The organism is Acinetobacter sp. Z1 (genome assembly GCF_024296945.1).
Taxonomy (GTDB): domain Bacteria; phylum Pseudomonadota; class Gammaproteobacteria; order Pseudomonadales; family Moraxellaceae; genus Acinetobacter; species Acinetobacter beijerinckii.
This window is the reverse complement of sequence record NZ_CP101115.1, coordinates 618,795-643,129: the sequence shown is the minus strand read 5'-3', so window position 1 is coordinate 643,129 and position 24,335 is coordinate 618,795. Positions and strand designations below refer to the sequence as shown.

Here is a 24,335-nt window from a genome sequence, read left to right as displayed (position 1 = left end):
CAACAAGCGGAATGTCAAATAAACTTCTGAATTCTGCTTGTTGAGCTCAGGTTCTAAATTAGGTTAAGTTGTAACCTAAATATTCTTGTGGTGATTCAGAATAAGGTAAAATCAAATAATTATTTTTTAAAATAAGCTTTTTTAATGCCATTTGATGAGCAGAATCTAGAGGATAGATCACAGACAAGTCTTGCATTAAATCTTCAATTTTTTCAGCCCGAAACTCATCTGTTTTTACCCAACCTAACAACGCAGCACCCAACCCCATAAACTCATAACCATAGTGTTGCATGCGTTGAATAATGGCAAAATTTTCAAAAGGATCAAAATCACAAGTAAAATAACCATTCGGCATCATGGCTATTTTAAGTGATTCAGTCTCAATTTCAGCAACTTTAACCACAATCTCCGTATCCATAGACGGAGCAAAATCTTGATTCAAATATATTAAAGCCTGTAAATCATCCTCATCATAATGCTGCATTTTTTTAGACAGCTCTTCTATCACACATTGATTTTCTATACGGCGAAGCTGTTGAATATAATGCTGCAATTGCTTTGGCATACAAACATTCTGGTAAGTTTGCTCCCATTTAGGATCATTCACATCGATATCTTTAAGATCATCACTATAATCAATATATAGCCGCTCATCTCCAACCGCATGCATGGAAGTATATTCAGCTTGCGATCGATCATCTAAAACCAAAAAGACTTTCTTTGCTTTAACGTCTTTTTTTATAGAAAAATAGCACTCTAAAAGCTCATCCCAATTCTGAATATCTACAATATCTGCGTAATGTACTAACTGATGAGCAACCAAACTAAGTTGCTCATCTTGTTTGATATTCAGTTTGATATTCAGTTTAATTTTCGCCATTCAATAGAATCCTACTTACTGAATTAAAAAGTCGATAAACCTGACCATTCCATAAAACGATACAGCCAATATTTGGCTTTGGATTCATCTGCATATTGCTTGTAATCAACCGTCATTTGACGACCGTTTGCATTAGTCCATGAGGAGTTAAAATAAGTTGTTGCATCTTGAAACACAGGCGCTTGAACCGAACCAATGACACGCATATCCGTTTCAAGATTATAATTTTTCAAATTTCGTGCAGTAAAGTTTGCTGAACCAAGCATCAGCTCCGCTTGTTGAGCATTATATTTCAATAGCATTTTACTGTGGCACTGTTCGCCACGCGTATTACACCAACGAATAGGAATACCAGCAGCATTCAATTCTGATGCAACTTGTCGGTTTGGAATACCATTTTTTTGACGGCCAAACGCATCTTTATTTGGATCAAGCATGATACGGACATTTACACCACGTTGTTTTGCTTGTTTTAATGCTTCAATAATATTGCGTTCAGATAAATAGAACATTGCCATATCCAAATGTTCATTCAGTTTGGCATTTTGAATCATTTTTAAGGTTGCATCATAAATCGCTTTTTCGGTCAAAACCTGAACCTGCGGCAAGCTTTTGTCTTCTGTAAGTCCACCCATAATCACAAATGGACTTGAACCATGAGACATATTTGCGACTGCTTGTTCTGTTTGCAGAACATCAATTGCTATTGGACCATCAACCACTAATGCAACATTACTATGATGCGAGCTACCATCATGCGGATTGGCTGAAGTCACCAAACTTTTCCAGCCTTCAGCAGTATCGACAACCAAGGTTTTACGATGATTGGCTTTAAAATTGAGCAGTTCTAAATAACTACGTAAGGTTACTTTATCTTTTCCAAAAGGATTGCTTAACCAACCACCTTCAGAGTTATTGCCTAAATTTTGACAGCAGATATACCAAAAGCCCGACCATAATGGATTGGATGCTCGTAAAGGTCTTAAATCAGTTTCAATAACGTCCACACCTGCTTGGCGAAGCTGACGATAATGTTTAGGCACGATCCCACCATAAACTGAATTGATTGGATCAGTAATAACGACCACTTGAATAGCAGGATTAAGTGTACGCTTCACAATGAGTGCATCCGTCAGTTGTTGCATCAGTGGAAACTGCTTAACTTTGGATTCACCTACTTCCTGATTAAATAAGAACATATCTAGCACAATGGTGGTTTGTGCCTCATCAATTAGCTTAAACATCTCATTGAAAATATGTTGGTCAACTTGTTGTTGATCTTTTGCATCGATATAGGTTTGATCTGCTAGGAATTTCACATTGGCATGGCGAAGCTGACCCGTAAAATCCAGCCCTTTCGGAAGTGGTTTTACAGTATGGTAAATTGCAGAAGCAATATACCCAATCGCAAAAATACTCAATATGACTGCCATGTAACGTCGACCTGACCAGTTTAATTTTTGATGAATTCTTTGGAAGATACGCATATAACAGAAAAAGCCCTAGCCTAATGGTCTAAGGCTAGGGCTTATACTTATATTTTTCAATAAGATTTAGGTGACAAATTAGAAACTAAAATTCACACCAACTGTAAAGTTACGTCCAACTTGCGGAATGGTAGATAAGAATGAAGTATGTTGGTAAACCTGATCATCTAGCAAATTATTCGCATTTAAGAACACACGATAATCACTCAATTTACTGTACTTACCAGAATAAGCCACACCAAGATTCAACATATTATAGCTTTGTGTATCAGTTTCATAAGCAGCGATCTTATCTTGCTTAAATACATGATAGTACTCAGCCGAACCGCTGAAACCATCACCAAAATCAGCATTTACTTTTGTTCCTAAACGTCCTGCTGGTACGCGAGGTGCATTTTCATTGTCGATCTTACCGCGGACATAATCACCAAACACACCAAGTTTATAGATTGGTGAAATTTGATAACCTACCTCAGCTTCAGCGCCATAGAATTTTGCTTTATCTTGAGCATATTGTACTAAACGGAAATTCTCATAACGATCTAGAGTTTGCGCATAGATGTAGTCATCAAACCAGTTGTGATAAACATGGAAATGGTAGTCAAATTTATCATCGTCATAGTGCAAACCAAGTTCGACATTATTGGACTGTTCTTTCTTCAATTGATCATTACCCAATTCATAGGTATTGGTTGCAAAATGTCCACCATTCGCATACAACTCTTGCGCTAAAGGTAAACGTTCTTGGTGCGAAGTGACCAATGAAAGTTTGTAATTAGGCGCAAACTCCCAGTTGGCAGCACCCGAAATAGAAAAAGCTGAACCGTCAAAATCTTTTTTAGTCGAATCTTCAATATCAATCTTTTGTTGATCTACACGAGCCGCTAACTCGACATGAACATCATTAAATTGAGCATGCTCAAGAGCAAAAATACTCCACTTCTTCGTGGTATTTGGTGCTAAAAAGGCTTCTTCACCTGTAAGTTCTAATTTTTGCTGACCATATTGTGTACCAATGACCCCTTCCCAAGGACCCAACGGATTATGGACTAACTCTAAACGGCCGTCATAGCCCTTGTTTTTAAAGCGTGTTGCGATAGTATCTTCTTCAATTTCATCATGTTGATAATCAGTATAACTTGCTTGCGCACGTAGTTTTTTAAAGCCTGCAAATGGATCATTCAACTCTGTACGCACATCATAACGTTCAGATTTCAAATCAATCCAAGGACCTGCTTCATGTGCATGGTCATGATCGTGGTCGTGATCTTCTTCGTGGTCGTGGTCACCATGATCATGTCCATGGTCATCATCGCCACAATGTAAATGAGGTTTACCAGAGAGATGCGCTTTGCAGCTTTCGTACTCATGACTATGTCCAGGTAAACCGTATTTATCTTTACGATTGCTATAAGAAATACCTGTAAAACCACGATCATAAATCCATGACAAACCGACATTTACAGTTTGCCCTTCAGCAAAAGTATTACCTACACGACGTTCTTTCTCGCCTTCGTGAAAATAATCTGGCGCGATATAATCATTTGCCTCACGTTTTAAACCTTCCACACGTAATGCAACTTGATCACCCAAACCAACCGTCACACCCGCGCTAGCAAGCTTTTCATCGCTGCCCGTGTTGTAACGTAAACCGACATTTCCTTCATAGCCTTTCTCTGGCATTTCAGTTGGAAGCTTGCTGTCATTGACATTGACCAAACCGCCAACAGTACCTGCGCCGAACAATAAAGTAGATGGTCCACGAATGACTTCAATCTGTTTAGCCAAGGCTGGATCAACCGTCACCGCATGGTCAGGTGATAAAGTCGAAACATCAATGTTTTCAGAAGAGTTCTGTAAAACTTTTACGCGTGCGCCATCTTGCCCACGAATCACAGGTCGACTTGAACCTGCGCCAAATTGATTCGAATAAATCCCAACTTCTTGGCTTAATGCCTCACCGACGGTAACAGCACCTTGTTGTAATTGTTTTTGATTCACCACTGTATCTGCAACAGCAAAGTCTTTAGAGGTTTGCTCAAGCGGATGGGCTTTAATTCTAATTGTCTCTAAGGTTTCAACTTTCTCATTTTCTGCTGCAAATGAGGATACAGATGCGACTGCTAATATAGATAGAGTCAATATATTTTTAGGAAATGACATGCCGTGTCTCGGAATCAGCTTACAAAATTATTGTTATATTATAACATTTCATTTATTTTGCAATAAAAAACAGTACAAGAAAATTCATTTGTTAAACTGCATATCCACGATTCGAATTGAGTTCGTTAGCCAAAGCTATGCCATTTACGCTGTCACATGCTGTTCTCGCGCCACCATTATCAAAGTTGAGTAAAGGTCATTTACCTATAGCTGCATTGGCAATCGGTTGTATGACCCCTGATCTGTATCGCTTATTTACACAACAGAGCATTGACTTGACGCATCAATGGTCTGGGATTTTATTTCCAAATCTACCAATTGGCTTATGCTTTTGCTTATTGTGGTATCTCATCTATCGCCCCGTGATCTATCGTTTTTTAGGTATACGTCACGCGTTGAACATTAAATCATTTGATAATTTTATCGCATTTAGTCTAATGAGTTGTGTTGCAGTGATTATTGGTACAGCAACGCATTTGATTTGGGATGGTTTAACCCATCTCGACTTTCGTACTTTTGCATTTAAAAGTTTGCTTGCACAACAGATTTCTTTGTTCGGGATTGACTATCCCCTACATTTTATATTGCAAATCGCTTCATCAATTATCGCTTTGCCTTTTATCTTTTATATGTGTAAAAGCTATTACCATCAGTATAAACAACCGAAAGCTGCTCCTATAAAAATTAAACTATTTATTATCATAAGTTTAGTCATTTCAACAATTTTTGGACTATTTTCTGTTTGGGACTACAGTCGTCATATTCACGCTGAGCTTTGGCACACCGAACGATATTTTTTTATCGGTAAATCGATCAACGAATTCAGCCAAGCAGCTTTAATTTTATTTACAGCATCTTGTTTAATACTATTATGCTTAGATCGAAATGCTCGCCTAGAATAGTTTTATTTAAAAGCGTATGTTTAAAATCCGCTTGAAAAGATTAAGACTTGAGACTATACGTTCAACAAGGCATAATCTCCCCTTCATTGGTGCTGCGCTGTTTACGCATTCACCGTCTAGCCAATATAGTTTGGATAAATAATTCAATATGATGCGCACTCATTACTGTGGCTCTTTAACTGAAGCCCAAATCGATCAAACAGTTACTTTATGCGGATGGGTTCATCGTCGTCGTGATCATGGCGGTGTAATTTTCCTTGATATGCGCGACCGCGATGGTCTCGTTCAAGTGGTTATTGATCCTGATACACCTGATGCATTTTCAACTGCGGATAAAGCACGTTCTGAATTTGTATTAAAAATTACAGGTCGTGTACGTCGTCGCTATGAAGGTACTGAAAATGCCAATATGGTGAGTGGTCAAATTGAAGTCTTAGCGAAAGAAATCGAAGTTCTTGCTGCTTCTGAAACACCGCCATTCCCATTGAATGACGAAAACACCAATATTTCTGAAGAAATTCGTTTGAAATACCGTTTCTTGGATATTCGTCGTCCAGAAATGTTAGATCGTTTACGCTTCCGCTCTAAAGTTACAAACTTAATTCGTAACTATTTCGAAGACCACGGTTTCCTTGACGTTGAAACACCGATCTTGACTCGTGCAACACCTGAAGGCGCACGAGACTATTTAGTTCCAAGCCGTGTTTCAAATGGCAGTTTCTACGCGCTTCCACAATCACCGCAATTGTTCAAACAGTTGTTAATGGTCGGTGGTATTGATCGTTATTACCAAATCGCTAAATGTTTCCGTGACGAAGATTTACGTGCGGATCGTCAGCCTGAATTTACCCAAATCGACGTTGAAACATCGTTCATGAGTGACGATGACATCATGGATTTAATGGAAGGTTTAACGGTTAAAATGTTCAACGAATTATTGAATGTAAAATTCGATAAATTTGAACGTATGACCTATAACGATGCAATGCGCGACTATGCTTCTGACAAACCAGATATGCGTATTCCATTGAAACTTGTTGACGTTGCAGACTTAATGCAAGACGTTGAGTTCAAAGTATTCGCTGGTCCTGCAAAAGACCCTAAAGGTCGTATCGTCGCATTGCGTGTACCAGGTGCTGGTTCATTACCACGTAGTGCAATCGACGAATATACTAAATTCGTAGGCATCTACGGTGCGAAAGGTTTGGCTTATATCAAAGTCAATGAACTTGAAAAAGGCATCGAAGGCTTACAATCTCCAATCGTTAAATTTATCGAACCAATCGTGCTCGATTTATTAAAACGTGTAGGTGCTGAAAATGGCGACATCGTGTTCTTTGGTGCCGATAAAGCCAAAGTTGTAAATGATGCGATGGGCGCACTTCGTGTCAAAATCGGTCATGACTTGAATCTTACAACATGTGAATGGGCTCCTCTTTGGGTTGTCGATTTCCCAATGTTCGAAGAAACTGATGATGGCAAATGGACTTCTGTTCATCACCCATTCACACTGCCAAAATCAAGTGTTGAAGAGGTGAAGAACAATCCAGGCGCTGCTCTATCTGTTGCATACGACATGGTATTGAATGGTACAGAAGTTGGCGGTGGTTCACTGCGTATCTATACTTTAGAGATGCAAAAAGCAATCTTTGAAGCATTAGGTATTGGTGAAGAAGAAGCAGAGGAAAAATTCAGCTTCTTACTCAATGCATTACGCTACGGTGCTCCTCCTCATGGTGGTTTAGCATTTGGTCTTGACCGTTTGATCATGTTGATGACAGGCGCATCGTCGATTCGTGATGTCATTGCATTCCCGAAAACCAAGACTGCTGAATGTCCATTAACTCAAGCACCTGCACCAGTTGAAGCAAATCAATTGCGTGACTTAGGTATTCGCTTACGTGAAAAGCCAAAAGCTGAAGAAAAGTAAATTCAGTTTGTTGTTTGGTAAAACCCTGCTTTATGCAGGGTTTTTTATATTCGAGTTTTTCTTTGAGAATATCAGTCCTAATGGCATAATAAGCTGCTTTTTATTGAGAGGTCAGTCTTATGGCAATGCGTCCTGATGTACGTCGACATGCAATCGTGATTATTATTTTTTCACTTGCTCAATGGTTTTTCATGCGTTACATCTTGGCAAATGAACTCTTCAATATGACTACAAATGAACGCATTTTATATTTTTGCGTAAGTAGTTTAGTCGGAGCACTTCTGATTTTTGTCGCACTGATTTACATGGTGCTTAAAGGCAACGCGAACAAACAAGATTAATCGTAATGTCTTTTTATATCACTTTACTTCGTGTTTTACCTTTAGCATTTTTGCGCAGTATCGCAAAAGTGGCAGCTTACTTTATTAATCAAAATCCGAATAAAAGTATGCTTTGGAAAACACGTGTAAATCTGGGTCTAGCTTATCCAAGTATTCCAGAAAATGAACGCGAGCAGCTTGCGAGAGAAAGCGTTACCAAACAGTGTTTGAGCTATATTGAATCTGGAAAATGCTGGGCAATGCCTCCAGAATGGAGCATTGAGCAAATAAAGACAGTTCATCAGTTAGATGTGTTAACAAATGCATTAAGTGATCCGCGTGGTGCATTGATTATCACCCCTCACCTCGGTACATGGGAAATGATGAATGCATGGGTACATCAATATGGTATTCCAACCATCATGTACAAACCGATGAAAGATTCAGGATTTAATACTTTTGCATTGCATGCGCGTCAAAGATTGAAAGCAACCCTTGTTCCAACCGATGCAAATGGTGTCAAAGCACTATTTAAGAATTTGAAACAAGGTGGGTTTAGCGTCATTCTACCCGATCATGTTCCTCAGCCTTCTGGTGGTATAGTCGTTCCTTTTTTTGGAATCCCATGTCTAACTAGCACGCTTGCAAGTAAAATGGCGCAAAAAACGCAATGCCGCTTAGTTGGGTTAAGTTGTTTTCGTCGTGAAGATGGCGAAGGCTTTGATGTTTATTGCGATGATCTCAATGATCCTGAACTGTATGATCGCGATATCATAGTTGCAACAACCGCATTAAATAAAGCCGTTGAACAAATGATTAATCGCTTTCCTACAGAATATATGTGGGGATATAAAAGGTTTAGAGGTGGTGATACTAAGTTTTATTAAAATATACTTAGTATTAAATAAATTCTTCTTGACGTATTTCAAAAATAATTTATTTTTCAAATGAATAATTTAATGATCCAATCATTTAAAAGGATAGTAGTTGCATGCGAATCTTGATTACAGGCGGAGCTGGATTTATTGGTTCAGCTGTAGTACGTCATATTATAAAAAATACCAATGATGAAGTTCTAAATCTGGATAAGCTTACATATGCTGGTAACTTAGAGTCGCTAAAAGAAATTGATCAGAACCCCCGCTATCAATTTCAACAAGTTGATATTTGTGATTCATCAAAACTTGAACAGATTTTTGAACATTTTCAACCCGATGCAATTATGCACTTGGCTGCGGAGTCACATGTTGATCGTTCAATTGATGGACCAAGTGCTTTTATTCAAACCAATATTGTGGGAACGTATATTTTATTAGAAGCAGCACGTAAATATTGGCAGGCATTTGACGATAATAAAAAAGCAAATTTTCGCTTTCACCATATTTCAACAGATGAAGTTTATGGCGATTTGGATGGGACTACGGATTTATTCACTGAAGCAACTCCATACGCACCCAGCTCACCTTATTCAGCAAGTAAAGCCAGTTCAGATCACTTAGTTCGAGCTTGGCAGCGTACTTATGGCCTACCTACCATTGTGACCAATTGCTCTAACAATTATGGTCCATACCACTTCCCTGAAAAATTAATTCCTTTAGTCATTTTGAATGCTTTAGATGGTAAAGCATTACCAATATACGGTACAGGTAATCAAATTCGTGATTGGCTATTTGTCGAAGACCATGCTCGTGCCTTATATCAAGTTATTACCCAAGGCACTGTTGGAGAAACCTACAATATCGGTGGACATAATGAAAAACAGAATCTTGAAGTCGTCAAAACTATTTGCAAAATTTTGGATGAACTAAGACCACAAAATAATTCCCAATCTTATGAAAGCTTAATTACTTTCGTGAAAGATCGACCTGGACATGATTTGCGTTATGCAATTGATGCCGCAAAAATAGAACATGAGTTGGGATGGAAACCTCAAGAAACATTCGAAACAGGTATTCGTAAAACAGTCGAATGGTATTTAAACAATTTAGAATGGTGCCGCCATGTTCAAGATGGTAGCTATCAACGTGAAAGATTAGGGGTAAATGTATAATGTCTACAAAGGGTATTATTCTTGCAGGTGGTTCAGGTACACGCCTCTACCCAATCACCAAAGGTGTTTCTAAACAATTACTCCCTATTTACGATAAACCAATGGTGTACTATCCCCTTTCAGTTTTAATGCTGGCGGGTATCCGTGAAATCCTCATTATTAGTACACCTGACGATATCGATGGATTTAAACGTTTACTTGGTGATGGTTCTCAATTGGGTATTGAATTGAGTTACGCAATCCAACCGAGTCCAGATGGTTTAGCCCAAGCATTCATTATTGGTGAACAGTTTATTGGCAAAAGTAATGTATGCCTTGTTCTTGGCGACAATATTTTTTATGGTCAGGGCTTTACACCAATGCTACGTCAAGCTGTCGCTCGTCAAAAAGGCGCGACAGTCTTTGGATATCAGGTTAAAGATCCTGAACGTTTTGGTGTAGTTGAGTTTGATGAACAAAAACGTGCAGTTTCTCTGGAAGAAAAACCTAAACAGCCAAAATCACATTTTGCTGTAACTGGTCTATATTTCTATGACAATGATGTTGTTGAAATCGCAAAAAAAGTTAAACCATCTGAACGTGGTGAATTAGAAATCACAACTGTGAATCAAATGTACTTAGAGCGCGGTGACTTAAATGTTGAGTTACTTGGTCGGGGTTTTGCTTGGCTCGACACAGGCACACATGAAAGCTTACTTGAAGCAGCACAATTTGTAGAAACGATTGAAAAACGTCAAGGCTACAAAGTAGCATGCCTAGAAGAAATTGCGTTTAACAACGGCTGGCTAAGCAAAGAGCAAGTTTTAGAAATCGGCCAAAGTATGAATAAAAATGATTATGGTCAATATCTAATTTCTTTGGTGAATGAAATATGAGCTTAAAGAAACTCATTGATTTACCAGATCTAGGAGATCAACGCGGTGGACTCGTTGCGATCGAAGCGAACCAGCATATCCCCTTTGATATTAAACGTATCTATTATATTTTTGCTGCCTCAAAAGATAAACCTAGAGGTTTTCACGCACATAAAGACTTAAAACAACTTGCAATCTGCCTAAATGGTCAGTGTCGCTTCATTTTAGATGATGGGCATAATAAAGAAGAGGTTATACTCAGCTCACCAACTCAAGGCTTGATCATCGAAAGTATGACTTGGCGTGAAATGCACGACTTTTCAGAAGATTGTGTCTTATTAGTGTTGGCAAGTGAACATTATGATGAAAGCGATTATATCCGTAGTTATGATGACTTTATTAGTATTGTAAATCGTCCATTTATTCATCCATTGTCGGATGTACACACTACTCATATTGGTCAAAATACTCGCATTTGGCAATACAGTGTCATTCTCAAAAATGCGGTGATTGGTGCTGGTTGTAATATCTGTGCCCACACTTTAATCGAGAATGATGTACAAATTGGTGACAATGTCACTGTAAAGTCAGGCGTCTACATTTGGGATGGCATTACCTTAGAGGATAATGTGTTTATTGGCCCATGCGTTACTTTTACCAATGACAAAAAACCACGATCTAAGCAATATCCTGAAAGCTTCGCAAATACGGTTGTAGAACAAGGCGCTAGTATTGGAGCGAATGCAACTATCTTGCCGGGTATTCGAATAGGAAAGAATGCAATGATTGGTGCAGGTGCTGTCATAACAAAAGATGTACCAGAAAATGCAATTATGGTCGGCAATCCAGCAAAAATTAAAGGGTATATTGGACAATGATTCCTTTTCTTGATCTTAAAAATATTAATCAACAATACCGCGAACAACTCATTGAAGCCTGTACACGAGTGATTGACTCTGGATGGTATATTGGTGGAAAAGAACTCGAACAATTCGAACTGAATTTTGCAAAATTTTGCGGAACCAAATATGCGATTGGCGTAGCCAATGGTTTAGATGCCCTTATTCTTACATTAAGAGCTTGGAAAGAACTAGGTAAACTCAATGAGGGTGATGAGGTCCTCGTTCCTTCAAATACCTATATCGCAAGTATTCTGGCGATTAGTGCAAACCAACTTACCCCCGTGTTGGTTGAACCTGATCCACAAACTTTTAACCTTGATCCAAAGAAAATTGAAGCTGTACTTACACCAAAAACTAAAGTCATTTTACCTGTACATCTTTATGGTCAACTTGCTGCAATGCCTGAAATTATGGAAATTGCAAAAAAGAATAACCTACTGGTTCTTGAAGACTCAGCACAAAGCCACGGTGCAGAAATTAATCGGATCAAAGCAGGCAACTGGGGCGATGCTTCTGGCTTCAGCTTTTATCCTGGTAAAAACTTAGGTGCGCTGGGTGATGCAGGAGCAATCACAACCAATAATGAAGAGCTGGCTCAAATGCTACGTGCGCTTCGCAACTATGGCTCACATGAAAAATATAAAAATTTGGTTCCAGGTGTAAACAGCCGTCTAGATGAAATTCAAGCAGCAATGCTTGATATTAAATTAAGTTATTTAGATCAAGAAATACAACATCGCCGAAAAATCGCACGCTTATACCTAGACAACATCAATAATCCATTCATTAAACTACCATTGAATAATGTAAATTCTGAAGAATATCAACAGCATGTATGGCATTTATTCGTAATTCGAACTGAATATAGAGATCTTTTACAGAAATATTTATCGGATCATGGCGTTCAAACGCTTATCCACTATCCTATCCCTCCACATAAGCAACAAGCTTATCAAGAATGGAATCATCAAAGTTATCCTATTTCAGAGCAAATCCATGCAGAAGTCATGAGTCTACCAATAGGACCTACACTTCAATTAGACGATGTTCAAAAAATTATTCAGCTCTGTAATCAGTTTAATCCTGTATGAATAACTCAGTATCTACCCCTTTAGTCACCATAGCAATTCCTAGTTATAATCATGGGCAATATATCCAAGATGCGATAAAAAGTGCTTTGAATCAAAGCTATGAAAACATTGAGCTTATTATCATTGATGATGGCTCAACAGATAACTCGATTGAAAAAATTAAAGAACTACTTTCACAATGTGAAGAGCGATTCGTACGTTTCGAATTTAGACATCGGGCAAATCGAGGGTTATGTAATACGCTTAATGAAGCAATTGAATGGGCTAAAGGACAATTTTTTTGTACTTTAGCTTCAGACGATATTATGTTTCCAGAAAAAACAAGTTTACAACTTGAAGCATTTCAATTAGATCAAGAAATTGTCTGTATTTGTGGTGGAAATCATTCTATAGATTCACATAATCAAACAATTAAAGTGAATGTCAACGATTACGGTGAATATAAATTCCATCGAATTTTTATGCACAGATTTGATCTACCTGCGTCATCTCAAATGATTAAAACAGACATACTTCGTGAAGTTGGTGGATTTAACCCAAATACCAAAGTTGAAGATTGGGATTTATGGTTAAAACTCAGTAAATTAGGTAAAAAAATCATTTATATCCCCCATGCGCTTATTGGTTATAGGTCACATGAAAATAATATTAGTAAAAATTTGGAATTAATGCATAGCGAAGTAATCAAAGTTGTTAATCAATATAAGAATGAACCTGATTATGCTAAAGCGGTGTATCGTATCCAAAAAAAATACAAAGTACGCCCATACCAGAAGAAAAATCCTTTTAAAGCGCTAGTCCTTAGATTAAAGTACTATCTAATTTATTTAACGTCTAAATAATTTTCATAGAGTTTCCAGTATGCTTGGTCGCGTTCTTATAAAGTATTTAATAAAAAAGAATACTCACATTTCTCAATATTTAAAAATATTACTAAAGAGAATGAAAAGGATCGAAACAAGAAAAATTATATGGCTAGATGAGTTAAATGATGAAAAAATTCTGACATTCAAACATAGTAGAAATGATTTAAATTTTCAGCCAATAACGCTTAATTCTAATCAAAAAAATGATTTTATTGCTCAAATACCAGAGGTCAATTTATACAAGTTCAGCAATGTCACTATAAACACCAACTCAAGCAACCTCATCACCACTTCAAATGCAATTTTCGAGCGAGTAAAAGGAGCCAATATTGCATATTGCAATTATTCAACTGGAATTATTAAATGGCATAATCATGAAAATATGATCCTTCGTTATAATAAGAAAAAAGAAAGTATTTCACATGCGATTTTTTTAGGTGGAAATGGTGTTTTTAATTATTATCATTGGTTGTTAGAAGTATCCCCAAAAATCCTTTTATTAGATTCTGACTTATTAAATGAATATAACATCAAACATCTTATACTTGATAAGAGAGTAAAAAAAATCCCCTCTTTTCAAAAAATTTTATCCCTTTACTTTAAAGAAAAAGATCTAAATCTAGAAATTATATATTCAGATCATAATACTGACTTACACATAAGTGAGTTATTCTATATTAACAATGAAAACAATATTGTTTTTAATTCTAAAGAAATTTTATCTTCCCCCGACTTTTCTATACTATCCAAATCACTGATTAGTGAAATACGAGAAATTATTTTAAAATCTAATACATGTTTCTCAAACGATTTTCCGAAAAGAATCTTTCTCGCAAGGAAAGAAAATGCTGCTAGAAGCTACAACCAAAATGAAATATTAGAATATTTTATCAGTAAAGATTTCACACCTCTTTACTTAGAAGATTATGATTTTTATGAGCAAGTCACTATTTTTAATAATGCAGAGTTTATTGCAGGCCCAAGCGGTGCAGCTTGGTCTAATATTATATTTTGTAATTCACATTGCAAAGCGATAAGCTGGCTTCCAAAGCATCTCTCAGAATTTTCTATATTTTCAACATTAGCAAAGATTAATGATTGTGATATGCGGTTTGTTTTAACATCATCAGATGATTCTAATGACATTCATTGTTCCTATTATTTAAATCTTGAAGACATAAAAAAGCTTTATGAGAATTTTATTTCATAACCCTTAAAATTAAGATCACTTAAAGCTCAAGTCATTTAAAACCGACAGACTTTAAAAAAATAAAATTTCTTAATTGTATAAAAATTCGCTTTAACTCTAGAATTATTTTATCCAGCCCCGTTTTTTTATCATAATGTCTTCTGGTTAAGCGCTCTTTATACAAATGACTAGTAAAACGCACACTATCCTTTGTAGAGAAAAGCGTAACGTCTTGAATACACAAGGCTGGTTTCATTTGAGATACGGATAAAATTTTATCTTGAACAAGTTTTTCAAACATCAAATGATCCAATGCAATCAACTTATCCAAGGACTGGATGTAACTGATTAATTGCTTAGCACCATGTAAAGAAAGAATATAACCAGCAGTTCCGAGATTCTTACTTTTAAGCTCAAAAAGCGCTCTATCTGGCTGACTATTAAAGGTTTTAATCTTTTGCCCTAATGCAACTTTGGAAGTAAATTCTTCAATCTTTATAAGATGCCAATTAGAATCAATCCAAGAGTTATCGCTTAGGAATGCTTTAACATTCTCACCTAAATAAATATCATCTTCGAAAATAGCCATATGAGGGATATTCTCGCTAATCATTTTATTCCACAAAAACACATGACTCATAAAGCATGCAACTTCACCTTTAGTTAAAGTTCTCGCATCAATTTTTAAATTGAGTTCTTTGGCGAAAATAGCAGCGGGTTCAGGAGTCAATGCATCGAAAAAGTCAAAGTTTAGATTCTGCTTACTAAATTCAGCACATATATGCTCTCTACGTTCATGTGCAGTAGCAAGGCTAATAACAAATTTTTTCATAGTAGTAAAAAACTGAAGATTAGTCGTATTTTACTACCTTTTTGATTAAGCTTCACCACCAATTCATATAGGCAGCAGAGTTGTCTAAAAGTTAAGATAGATCGAGTAGAGAACCTTCCAGATACATCCCTTTTTCATAATAATGACTCAGCGTTTTTCTTTCCTTACCCGCAAGTTTTATCAATCTTGGCATTTCCGCAGGTGGATAATTCACTGCCATATCAATGAGTACTTTCTCTTTGATCCATTGGTGTTTCACCTGAAAATACAGTGCATTTTTATCGCAGTTAATTAAACACATACTCGGCAGATGATTACGCATCACTTTCTGACAGGCAACATACGCTACAAGATACTCGAGACGACCAATGTGCTGAAATAAGTCCTGACAATCAGGTTCTGTTTCTTTTAATTTTTGCAGATAGGCTTTAGGACTTAATTCAATCGCAGTGACCAGTTCATTAAACCAGTACTTAAAAAATGGATTTTTTTCTGCGCTTGCCAATAACCAGTTTTCTAGAACAGGAGATGCTTTAAGTGTTGTATTCTTCGCACGATAGTAGGCAAAGCTATTGGTTTGATTCTTCACCACTAACGTTTGAATCCAGTCCAAGCTCTCATAAACAATCGTACTAGCATCCAACCAAATGCCACCATGTTGATAAATCAGCTCAAAACGGATGAGATCGGCTTTTTGCTGCGGTGTCGCCTGAGAGAAGCGACTAAAATCAATATCACAGAAATCGTTGACTGTATCTGGGGTTAAAAAATAAACTTCGTAGTCTGGATTGGTCTTTTTCACTTGCTCGATACATTGTTTAACAAAGCCTGAAAGTGCCCCCTCCCAATACATCCAGATTTTTTTAGGAATTACCGCGTTTTGCTTAATCGGATTAAGAACAATTAAATCTGCTTCATTGTCTATTGCTTCATTAACCCCTCTCTTTTTACTCCAATACATCGTATAAAATTTTAAGAGATAGAATATTTTTTTAAATATTTTCATAAAGGGAACTCAGCAAAAACCCAATCATTTATGCTTTTCATTTCATAGCAATGATTTACACAAATCATTTTCATTAGAAGAACAGATGCCTAAAAGCATAAAAACGGTCACGCCACATGCGTTTCTGTTTCTTGAGACCATGAGATGAATCGCGATTTTCCAACTCCTTACGCTGAATCCCCTGCGTTGCAACAGTACCTAAGATATCACTGTCCAACCCTGCTGGTTTTACGAAAGGTTGCCAAACGCCTAAGCCTTTGCCATTTTTACTCAGCCAGCCTTGGAAGAAAATATCGACAGGAACATGTATTTGTTTGCCAAGTTTTACAAACTCTTCTGCACCTTTGCGAGACCAAAGTAGTCCTACCCCACGAATCGGGAAATAATAAGCATGCCACAATTGATATTGATCTATTTGAACAATATCTTTTGCTAATTTTTTCTTTTTAGCCGCCATATTCACCACATACCAATCCAGTTCTTTATGCTGATCTAGATAATTGAGAAGTGAATCAAGATTATGCTTAAAGTTGGGTAGAACCTGAATATCATCCTCTAACACCACCAAATAGTCGGCATCTGTTTCAAGAAATTTTTCAGCGCAGCCATAGTGGCTCAGATAACAACCTAATTCTGAATTAATCAGACTACGCCCTAAAACTCTCTGCGCTTCTGCATCGTCATAATTTTGAAACTCAGATAATGCTTTTCCTCGACCATCATAAGCTGGAAAACGAGTAAACTCCCAATTCGCGTGCTGCAATTGCGCTGTTGCACTCGCTAAACGTTGATCACTACCGTCAAGATTTATAAGATAAGTAACGACTTTCATTTAATTTTCCTTCGCTTATCCTGCATTAATCGGTTGGATTTGACTAGGTAAAACATCTCTAAATTTATCAACAAGCGCAAGACGAATGGACTGTTCATCACTCTGCTGTAATTGATCTAAACTTTGAATACAACCAAATTTCACATCTGGATTAGATAAAGCCTCAATAAAAAACTCTAAATCTCGATGATCTTTTAAATACGCAATTTCTACATCATTTTTGAGAATTGCTTGGTCTTTTTTAATTGCTAGGTGATTAGATAAACCTACAGGCAAAATCTGATCAATATTCCTAAATTTAAAGCCAATTTGCTTCTGCAATTGTTGCATATTTTTTTCAAAATAATTGCATAAAAGTACCCGACTCAAGATATGTGGGCGATGGTGAATCTCAAAATATTTAGACAGTCCTAGACAATCTGCACTTAACATTTGCGCCATTGTATATGAGGGTTGTGGAACTTTTCCAAATTTATTTTGCACAAACTTTCTAACAATATATTTGATTTTTTTTACTAGATTAATTTCCCAATGCCCATACATCACCATGCGATCATCAACTAAAAAATCTTGTTGATCAGAAGGTTGGTTAAAGAAAAAATCATCATTTAAATAAATAAAATAATCTGAAATACCTTGGATATTCCAAAGCATCGTTTCAATACTTAGAGAATTAAATGTGGGCAATGCAAATTCGTGTCCTCTGAACAACTCTGTGTGATCGACTAATCTAATTTTGCCTTTCTCACAGAGATTCTGCTGCTCAAACTGATCCAACCATTGTGGAGTTTGTTGATCAGTGACTACATAAATTTTCCCACAATACGGGACAAACTTGAGTATCGAGGCAATACAAAAATAGATTTCATCATTGCTAGCAAAACGAGTGTCTTGCAAGGCATTAGAAGATTCAGATTGATTCATGAACTGACGGCGTTTATTTTTTAACTTAGAGTCATTTCCATCTACCCAAGCAATTACGATATCAATAGGATGAGTATCTTTCATAAATCAAACTCTTGTAATGTTTATTACTGCCAAGACTCTCTAATCCAGTCCGATGGTAATACATAACGATACCACTTACCGCCACCACCTGAAACCGCGTCAGGTGGGTTAATTTCACCGTGGAAAATAATAATTTTTGCACCTTTAGGCTTTACTGGTGGCTGAAAATAAGCAAATGGCACTTTTCTTAGGCAGTGGTATTTATAACTTTTACACCAATCTTTATTCCAATAACTTAACTTACCTTCTTTGTGAACAAACCAAGATAAGTACTCTTGTTCATTACGGAATTTTTTACGAATCTCATCAAAATTTTCACGGAAATAAGGTAAGATATCTGAAAAAGCACCCAGCTTAAAACGATAAACCGAACTATTCCCTGTGATACGCCAAGGGCGTTTCCAGTCATGAATCACTAAAAATTCGCCTTCTGCTTGGAAAAAACAGTCAATATTATCAATAATGACCACATCCAAATCGAGAAACAATGCATTGCCTTTTAGGCCATACAAATCAGGCTCAAACGTTGAAAGTTTATTCCATCCACGTTCAGGACTACCTGAAGGTAAATCAAGTGAAGGAATTGGAAAACATTGAACATTAGGATCAATACCTTCCGTCCGATCTGTTAAACAGACCATTTTAAAAGGCAAGGTCAAATGACGTTTAACCATGTTATACAAACGGTTTACGTACTCAGCGCCATATTTAGTTCCCCACTTCATGCACAAGATCACATTGTCTTCATGAGCTGCCGAATCTAGTTGAGTATCTACCATCTGATGACCTTAAATGCTTTAGATAGGATTGTTTAGATTGAAAGTTTAAAACAAACTACCAATCAAAACTATGCACTGAATGTATCGTCATCTTAGCATATAGATCATTTTTTTTTTTACTATTAATTGGTCAAACCACTCGCCCTTATTGTTTTTATTCGATGCTAATTAGTTCAATTCACACCAAATAAATCTCGTGTATAAATTTTTTCCATCACATCACTAAACATAGGTACCATTCGATTGACGATAATTAAATCTGATTTAGATTTGAATTTTTGCAAGATAGACTCAACTGGGTGACCCAAGTACTCTTTTACGTCTAAAGTTGGTTCATAAATAATAATTTGAATACCCTGATCAGCCAGTCCTTGTAAAACATCATGCACGGCTGACTCTCTAAAATTATCAGAATCTGCCTTCATTGTGAGGCGATATACGCCCACCACCGAGACTTTACGACTCAGAATATCTTCAATAATGGCATGTTTGCGAGTTTGATTAGAACGTATAATTGCCGATATCAACTCTTGCGGTGTGTCATGGTAATTGGCTAATAATTGCTTGGTATCTTTCGGTAGACAATAACCGCCATAACCAAACGAAGGATTATTGTAGTGATCGCCAATACGCTGATCCAAAGCAACGCCTGTAACGATATCCAAAGCACTTAATTTATTTTTAAGACAATAAGTATCTAACTCATTAAAAAATGCAACACGCATGGCTAAGTAGGTATTTGAAAATAGTTTAATTGCTTCTGCTTCAGTTGAATCGACGCACAGTAACACTGCATTTTTTTCCACCGTTGCTTTTAAATATAGTTTGGCAATCTTTTCAGCCCGTTTTGACTTTTCACCTACGATAATTCTAGAAGGATAAAGGTTATCTTGTAAGGCTTGCCCTTCGCGTAAAAACTCAGGTGAAAAAATTAAATTTTTTAGCTTTAAGCGCTTAGAAATTTCCGCTGTATATCCTACAGGAACAGTCGATTTGATAAGCATAAGTGCTTTAGGATTAGTTTTTACAATATCTTCAATAACAACTTCGATGCTCGATGTATCAAAGTAATTCGTTTCAGGATTATAGTTTGTAGGCGTTGCAATAATAATCAGCTTGGCATGTTGATAAGCAAGTTCTTTATCGCAAGTCGCTTCAATATGAGATTCTGACAAATAGTTTTGGATACAAGTATCACTAATCGGCGATACTTTTTGATTAATATTCTTTACTCGTGTTTTATCAATATCTAGAATAATAACATCATGTTGTTTTGAAAATAATAAAGCATTGGATAATCCAACATAACCTGCGCCAACCACAGTAATTTTCATTGTTACTCTATTTTCTAATTGCTCTTAGAAACCACCGTAGTCGAGTTAAATGAAAGATTGATGATGATTTAATTGCAATCTGTTGACAGCAGCGCAATAAAAAAAGCGAAGCATATGCTTCGCTTTTAAGACGATGTGAACTTATTTTACGTAAGTCAACCAATCTGCGTATTTGTCGTTACGGCCTTGCACTGCATCAAAGAAAGTCTTTTGAATCACAGTGGTAATCGGGCCACGTGAACCACAACCGATTTCACGGTCATCATATTCACGAATTGGTGTTACTTCCGCAGCAGTACCGGTAAAGAATGCTTCATCCGCAATGTAGAATTCATCACGTGTGATACGGCGTTCAATCACTTCATAACCTAAGTCTTTAGCTATGGTAATCACGGTTTGACGAGTAATCCCTTCTAATGCGCCACCAGCCAAATCAGGTGTATGTAATACACCATCTTTGATTAGGAATACGTTCTCGCCTGCACCTTGGCAAACAAAGCCTTGTGGATCAAGTAGCATTGCTTCGTCATAACCTGAACGCGCCACTTCTTGATGTGCTAAGATCGACACAGTGTAGTTACCACATGCTTTTGCTTTACACATCGTCACATTTGGATGGTGATGGGTAAATGAAGAGGTTTTTACACGAATGCCACGTGCCATTGCTTCTTCGCCGAGGTACGCACCCCAGCCCCATGCTGCAACTGCGGCATGAATGGTATTGTCTGTTGCCGCAATACCGAGTTTTTCAGAACCAATCCAAATCAATGGACGTAAATAGCAAGACGCTAATTTATTTTCACGAACCACATCAATTTGAGCTTGTTCTAATGTCGCTTGATCAAATGGAACATTCATTTGATAAATTTTTGCTGAATTTAATAAGCGCTTAGTATGATCTTGCAAACGGAAGATTGCTGTACCATTCGGGGTTTCGTAAGCTCTGACGCCTTCAAAGACACCCATGCTGTAGTGTAGTGTGTGAGTTAAGACGTGAATTTTTGCATCACGCCAATCAACTAACTTTCCATCTTGCCAAATAAAACCATCACGATCAGCCAAACTCATCGCATATACTCCATTTTCTTTTTACACATTTATTCACTTTCCAACGCTTGCGCAGTCGGATCAATTAATCTTTGCCATAACTTGCAAACGATCTCGCGGGTATCGTGCCAATCCGCAGCATTAACTTGCATAGATTGATTTGCAAGCGCTAAACGGTGGCTCTCAGCTCGTTCACGGAGATAAGCGTGTATTAATGCTGTGGCATCTTCACTGGATAAGCAGCCTGCTTTAGCAGCATCTTCTAGAATTCTTACATTGTCGGAAAAATGGGCGAGATCTGTATTCGTCCCACTCCATGCAAGCACAGCATACTGTGCCATAAATTCGATATCAACGATACCACCTGAGTCCTGTTTTAAATGAAAAATCCCATGTTTTTTTTGCTCAGAAGATGATCCTAAATGATCTTTCATCTTTTGGCGCATTTTCAGCACCTCTTCGCGTACATAGTTTTCATCTCGAACTTGTGTCAGGATTTGACAACGAATCTGCTCAAACAACTGACATAAATTTTTATCACCCGCAATTGATCGGGCACGGACAAGAGCTTGATGTTCCCATAACCAGGCACTTTTTTGTTGATATTGCTCATAGGCTTTTAAACTGGTGACCAACATCCCTGCTTCACCAGATGGTCTAAGGCGTGTATCAATTTCATAAACACGCCCATCTAAAGTCTGCGTGGTCATCAGCGACATAAACTTCTGCGCGACGCGAATCGCAAACTCTGCCCCACTAATGCCTTTACGTCCATCAGTTTCATTATGTTCTTGAAAAGCGTGAATAAATACCAAATCAAGATCTGAGCCATAACCTAATTCGATTCCACCGAGCTTGCCATAACCGATCACTGCAAAGCCTTTGGCATCCAAACTGCAACGACTTCCATCTATCCCTAACGGATAACCATGCCGTTGCACAACAGCTTCATATGCTAACCCCAAAGTTGCTTGAACACTGACTTCTGCAATATCTGTTAGAGCATCAGAGACTTTCATTAAAGGACTTTCTGCCAATACATCACTGGCTGCTACGGTGAGTACATTGCTCTTTTTAAATAAACGCAACACTCGCATCTGATCTTCCACTTGATCAATCTCAATCCGTAGTAATTGCTGACGCAGAGAATCTTCGAGATCTTTACGTTGTGGTAAACCAAAATCCATCGATAGAAATTCATCTAATAGCACTGGATATTGTGCTAATTCTTCACAAATCCATGGACTCACTGTCGCCATCTTGACCAAGCGCTGTAAAGCACCACGGCTTTCCATCAGCATCACGAGATACACTGTTCGGCGTAGTACCGACTCGATTAATGGCATCAATCTTAATAGCGCAACCTGTGGTTGATCCGACTGTAAAATAGCTTCGATTAAATGTGGCCAGAATTTCTTTAACCGTTCTAAAGCACTAGCAGGAATTTTACGTAACGTCTGCCCATGCCAAAAGTTTTGAATTAAATTTCTGGCATGATCATCTAAAACTGCATTGAGTTTTTGCTCAAGTAGAACAAAATCATCCACAGGTTCAGAAAACTCTTTTTCCTGAATGAGTTGTTTAAACTGAACTTTGACCTTATCTCGCTTTTGGTTCAACACTTCCAAGAATGCAGACCAATCCTCAAAACCTAATGTATCCAACATACGCTGTCTCAGTTCAGGCTCTGTTGGTAAGGATTGAGTTTGCTGATCATTCAGTGCCTGAATCGCGTGTTCGACTCGTCTTAAAAATAAATAGGCATCTTCAAGATCAATCACCGCTTGTTGATCTAATAATTCGGCTTCGCCCAAATGATGTAAATTGATTAAACATTGGCGATCTTGCAATTCTCGCTTTGATCCGCCATAGATCAACTGGAAGACCTGCACAATGAATTCGATTTCACGAATACCGCCTGCACCTAATTTAATATCATCTTCGATATTACGGCGCATCACTTCACGTTCGATCATGGCTTTCATTTCACGCATGGCAGCAAAAGCGGAATAATCAACGTATCGGCGGAACACAAACGGACGTGACATGTCGAGCAAGTCTGCACCTGTTTGTCCACCAGTAATCACACGCGCCTTAATCCATGCATAACGTTCCCATTCACGCCCATGCTGACTTAGATATTTTTCAAGTCCACTATGACTAATCGCCAATGCTGAGCCGTCACCCCACGGACGCAAACGCATATCGACACGGAATACAAAACCATCTGCAGTAATATGATCCAACAAGTAAATCAGTTTTTGCCCCCACAGAATACAAAACTGCTGTACATCAATAGATTTACGACCATTGGTTTCACCTTGCTCATCAAAAGCAAAAATCAAGTCAATATCACTGGAAAGATTCAACTCTTGAGCACCGAGCTTGCCCATACCAATCACAATTAAGTCTTGAATTTGACCTGAATAACCAATGGGTTCACCGTGTTTGGCTAATAAAGGTGCCAATGCAAAGGCTTTAGCTGCACAAATACTAGCATCGGCAAAATCAGACAATTCACGTGTCAGCGTCACTACATTCGTGAGTTGATTGGCGTCTTGCCAAATCCAACGAAACATTAGCTGAGCACGTAAGATACGTAATGCTTTCATCCATGATTGTTCATCAATGATATTTTCAACAGCTTGCTGAACCTGTTGATAAATCGCATCAGTTGAGAGCGAGGCAGTAAATTGATCTACAAGATATTGTTGTTCTAATTCAGTTTTGTATAAATTTAAAACTTGTTCAGCATATTGGCTTGCAACTAAGGTTTTTTGTAGCTGTTCCACATTCATATAAAAAGGCTCAACTGATAGTATGTCATCTCAAATAGTTATATCAGTTACAAGCTTATGTTTAA

21 protein-coding genes are annotated in these 24,335 nt (G+C 37.5%); 10 read left to right on the top strand and 11 right to left on the bottom strand.

Features of this window, described 5'->3' with window-relative positions:
- Positions 1 to 58: 58 nt before the first annotated feature.
- The 3 genes from NGC85_RS03075 to znuD form a co-directional block, all read right to left on the bottom strand.
- On the bottom strand, positions 59 to 880 hold the full coding sequence (locus tag NGC85_RS03075; protein WP_254804794.1) for a hypothetical protein: 822 nt from the start codon (positions 878 to 880) through the stop codon (positions 59 to 61).
- A gap of 23 nt (positions 881 to 903) precedes the next feature.
- A complete protein-coding gene (locus tag NGC85_RS03070; protein WP_254804793.1) occupies positions 904 to 2,367 on the bottom strand; it encodes a phospholipase D family protein in 1,464 nt (487 codons plus the stop codon).
- 78 nt (positions 2,368 to 2,445) lie between these two features.
- A complete protein-coding gene (gene znuD, locus NGC85_RS03065; RefSeq protein ID WP_254804792.1) occupies positions 2,446 to 4,530 on the bottom strand; it encodes a zinc piracy TonB-dependent receptor ZnuD in 2,085 nt (694 codons plus the stop codon).
- A 137-nt stretch (positions 4,531 to 4,667) separates the two neighbouring features.
- On the opposite strand from znuD, the gene NGC85_RS03060 reads away from it, so the two are divergent.
- The 10 genes from NGC85_RS03060 to NGC85_RS03015 all read left to right on the top strand — a co-directional run bounded on the left by NGC85_RS03060 (position 4,668) and on the right by NGC85_RS03015 (position 14,655).
- Positions 4,668 to 5,432: a DUF4184 family protein gene (locus NGC85_RS03060; protein WP_254805536.1), complete on the top strand. Its 765-nt coding sequence runs from the start codon at positions 4,668 to 4,670 to the stop codon at positions 5,430 to 5,432.
- 148 nt (positions 5,433 to 5,580) lie between these two features.
- Complete coding sequence (aspS, locus tag NGC85_RS03055; protein WP_254804791.1) at positions 5,581 to 7,362, top strand: aspartate--tRNA ligase; 1,782 nt, start codon at positions 5,581 to 5,583, stop codon at positions 7,360 to 7,362.
- Between the two features lie 119 nt (positions 7,363 to 7,481).
- Entirely contained in the window at positions 7,482 to 7,703 is a 222-nt protein-coding gene (locus NGC85_RS03050; protein WP_254804790.1) for a hypothetical protein, read from the top strand.
- A gap of 5 nt (positions 7,704 to 7,708) precedes the next feature.
- On the top strand, positions 7,709 to 8,569 hold the full coding sequence (locus tag NGC85_RS03045) for a lysophospholipid acyltransferase family protein (RefSeq protein ID WP_254804789.1): 861 nt from the start codon (positions 7,709 to 7,711) through the stop codon (positions 8,567 to 8,569).
- Between the two features lie 104 nt (positions 8,570 to 8,673).
- Positions 8,674 to 9,732 carry a dTDP-glucose 4,6-dehydratase gene (gene rfbB, locus NGC85_RS03040; RefSeq protein ID WP_005061458.1) on the top strand — a complete coding sequence of 353 codons (1,059 nt, stop codon included), beginning with the start codon at positions 8,674 to 8,676 and terminating at the stop codon, positions 9,730 to 9,732.
- Complete coding sequence (gene rfbA / locus NGC85_RS03035) at positions 9,732 to 10,607, top strand: glucose-1-phosphate thymidylyltransferase RfbA (RefSeq protein WP_254804788.1); 876 nt, start codon at positions 9,732 to 9,734, stop codon at positions 10,605 to 10,607. The genes rfbB and rfbA overlap by 1 nt, the downstream gene beginning before the upstream one ends.
- Entirely contained in the window at positions 10,604 to 11,464 is an 861-nt protein-coding gene (locus NGC85_RS03030) for a WxcM-like domain-containing protein (RefSeq protein ID WP_254804787.1), read from the top strand. Before rfbA ends, NGC85_RS03030 begins: the two co-directional genes overlap by 4 nt.
- Positions 11,461 to 12,579 (top strand): DegT/DnrJ/EryC1/StrS aminotransferase family protein, encoded by a 1,119-nt coding sequence (locus NGC85_RS03025; protein WP_254804786.1) that lies wholly within the window; start codon positions 11,461 to 11,463, stop codon positions 12,577 to 12,579. Before NGC85_RS03030 ends, NGC85_RS03025 begins: the two co-directional genes overlap by 4 nt.
- Positions 12,576 to 13,421: a glycosyltransferase gene (locus NGC85_RS03020; RefSeq protein WP_254804785.1), complete on the top strand. Its 846-nt coding sequence runs from the start codon at positions 12,576 to 12,578 to the stop codon at positions 13,419 to 13,421. Before NGC85_RS03025 ends, NGC85_RS03020 begins: the two co-directional genes overlap by 4 nt.
- Before the next feature lie 19 nt (positions 13,422 to 13,440).
- Complete coding sequence (locus tag NGC85_RS03015; RefSeq protein WP_254804784.1) at positions 13,441 to 14,655, top strand: DUF563 domain-containing protein; 1,215 nt, start codon at positions 13,441 to 13,443, stop codon at positions 14,653 to 14,655.
- A 31-nt stretch (positions 14,656 to 14,686) separates the two neighbouring features.
- Here the strand turns inward: NGC85_RS03015 and NGC85_RS03010 are convergent, their stop codons facing one another.
- The 8 genes from NGC85_RS03010 to glnE all read right to left on the bottom strand — a co-directional run bounded on the left by NGC85_RS03010 (position 14,687) and on the right by glnE (position 24,270).
- On the bottom strand, positions 14,687 to 15,466 hold the full coding sequence (locus NGC85_RS03010; RefSeq protein WP_254804783.1) for a glycosyltransferase family 25 protein: 780 nt from the start codon (positions 15,464 to 15,466) through the stop codon (positions 14,687 to 14,689).
- 91 nt (positions 15,467 to 15,557) lie between these two features.
- The gene (locus NGC85_RS03005; protein WP_254804782.1) at positions 15,558 to 16,472 is read right to left on the bottom strand and encodes a glycosyltransferase family 32 protein; all 915 of its coding nucleotides are present in this window, start codon (positions 16,470 to 16,472) and stop codon (positions 15,558 to 15,560) included.
- A 73-nt stretch (positions 16,473 to 16,545) separates the two neighbouring features.
- Positions 16,546 to 17,304, bottom strand: a complete 759-nt coding sequence (locus NGC85_RS03000) for a glycosyltransferase family 25 protein (protein WP_005061450.1) — start codon at positions 17,302 to 17,304, stop codon at positions 16,546 to 16,548.
- 15 nt (positions 17,305 to 17,319) lie between these two features.
- Complete coding sequence (locus NGC85_RS02995; protein ID WP_005061449.1) at positions 17,320 to 18,312, bottom strand: Stealth CR1 domain-containing protein; 993 nt, start codon at positions 18,310 to 18,312, stop codon at positions 17,320 to 17,322.
- Between the two features lie 23 nt (positions 18,313 to 18,335).
- A complete protein-coding gene (locus tag NGC85_RS02990; protein WP_254804781.1) occupies positions 18,336 to 19,091 on the bottom strand; it encodes a glycosyltransferase in 756 nt (251 codons plus the stop codon).
- 173 nt (positions 19,092 to 19,264) lie between these two features.
- Entirely contained in the window at positions 19,265 to 20,425 is a 1,161-nt protein-coding gene (locus NGC85_RS02985; protein ID WP_254804780.1) for a nucleotide sugar dehydrogenase, read from the bottom strand.
- Between the two features lie 141 nt (positions 20,426 to 20,566).
- A complete protein-coding gene (locus NGC85_RS02980; RefSeq protein WP_005055972.1) occupies positions 20,567 to 21,493 on the bottom strand; it encodes a branched-chain amino acid transaminase in 927 nt (308 codons plus the stop codon).
- Positions 21,494 to 21,522: 29 nt separating this feature from the next.
- The gene (gene glnE / locus NGC85_RS02975; RefSeq protein ID WP_254804779.1) at positions 21,523 to 24,270 is read right to left on the bottom strand and encodes a bifunctional [glutamate--ammonia ligase]-adenylyl-L-tyrosine phosphorylase/[glutamate--ammonia-ligase] adenylyltransferase; all 2,748 of its coding nucleotides are present in this window, start codon (positions 24,268 to 24,270) and stop codon (positions 21,523 to 21,525) included.
- Positions 24,271 to 24,335: the final 65 nt, after the last annotated feature.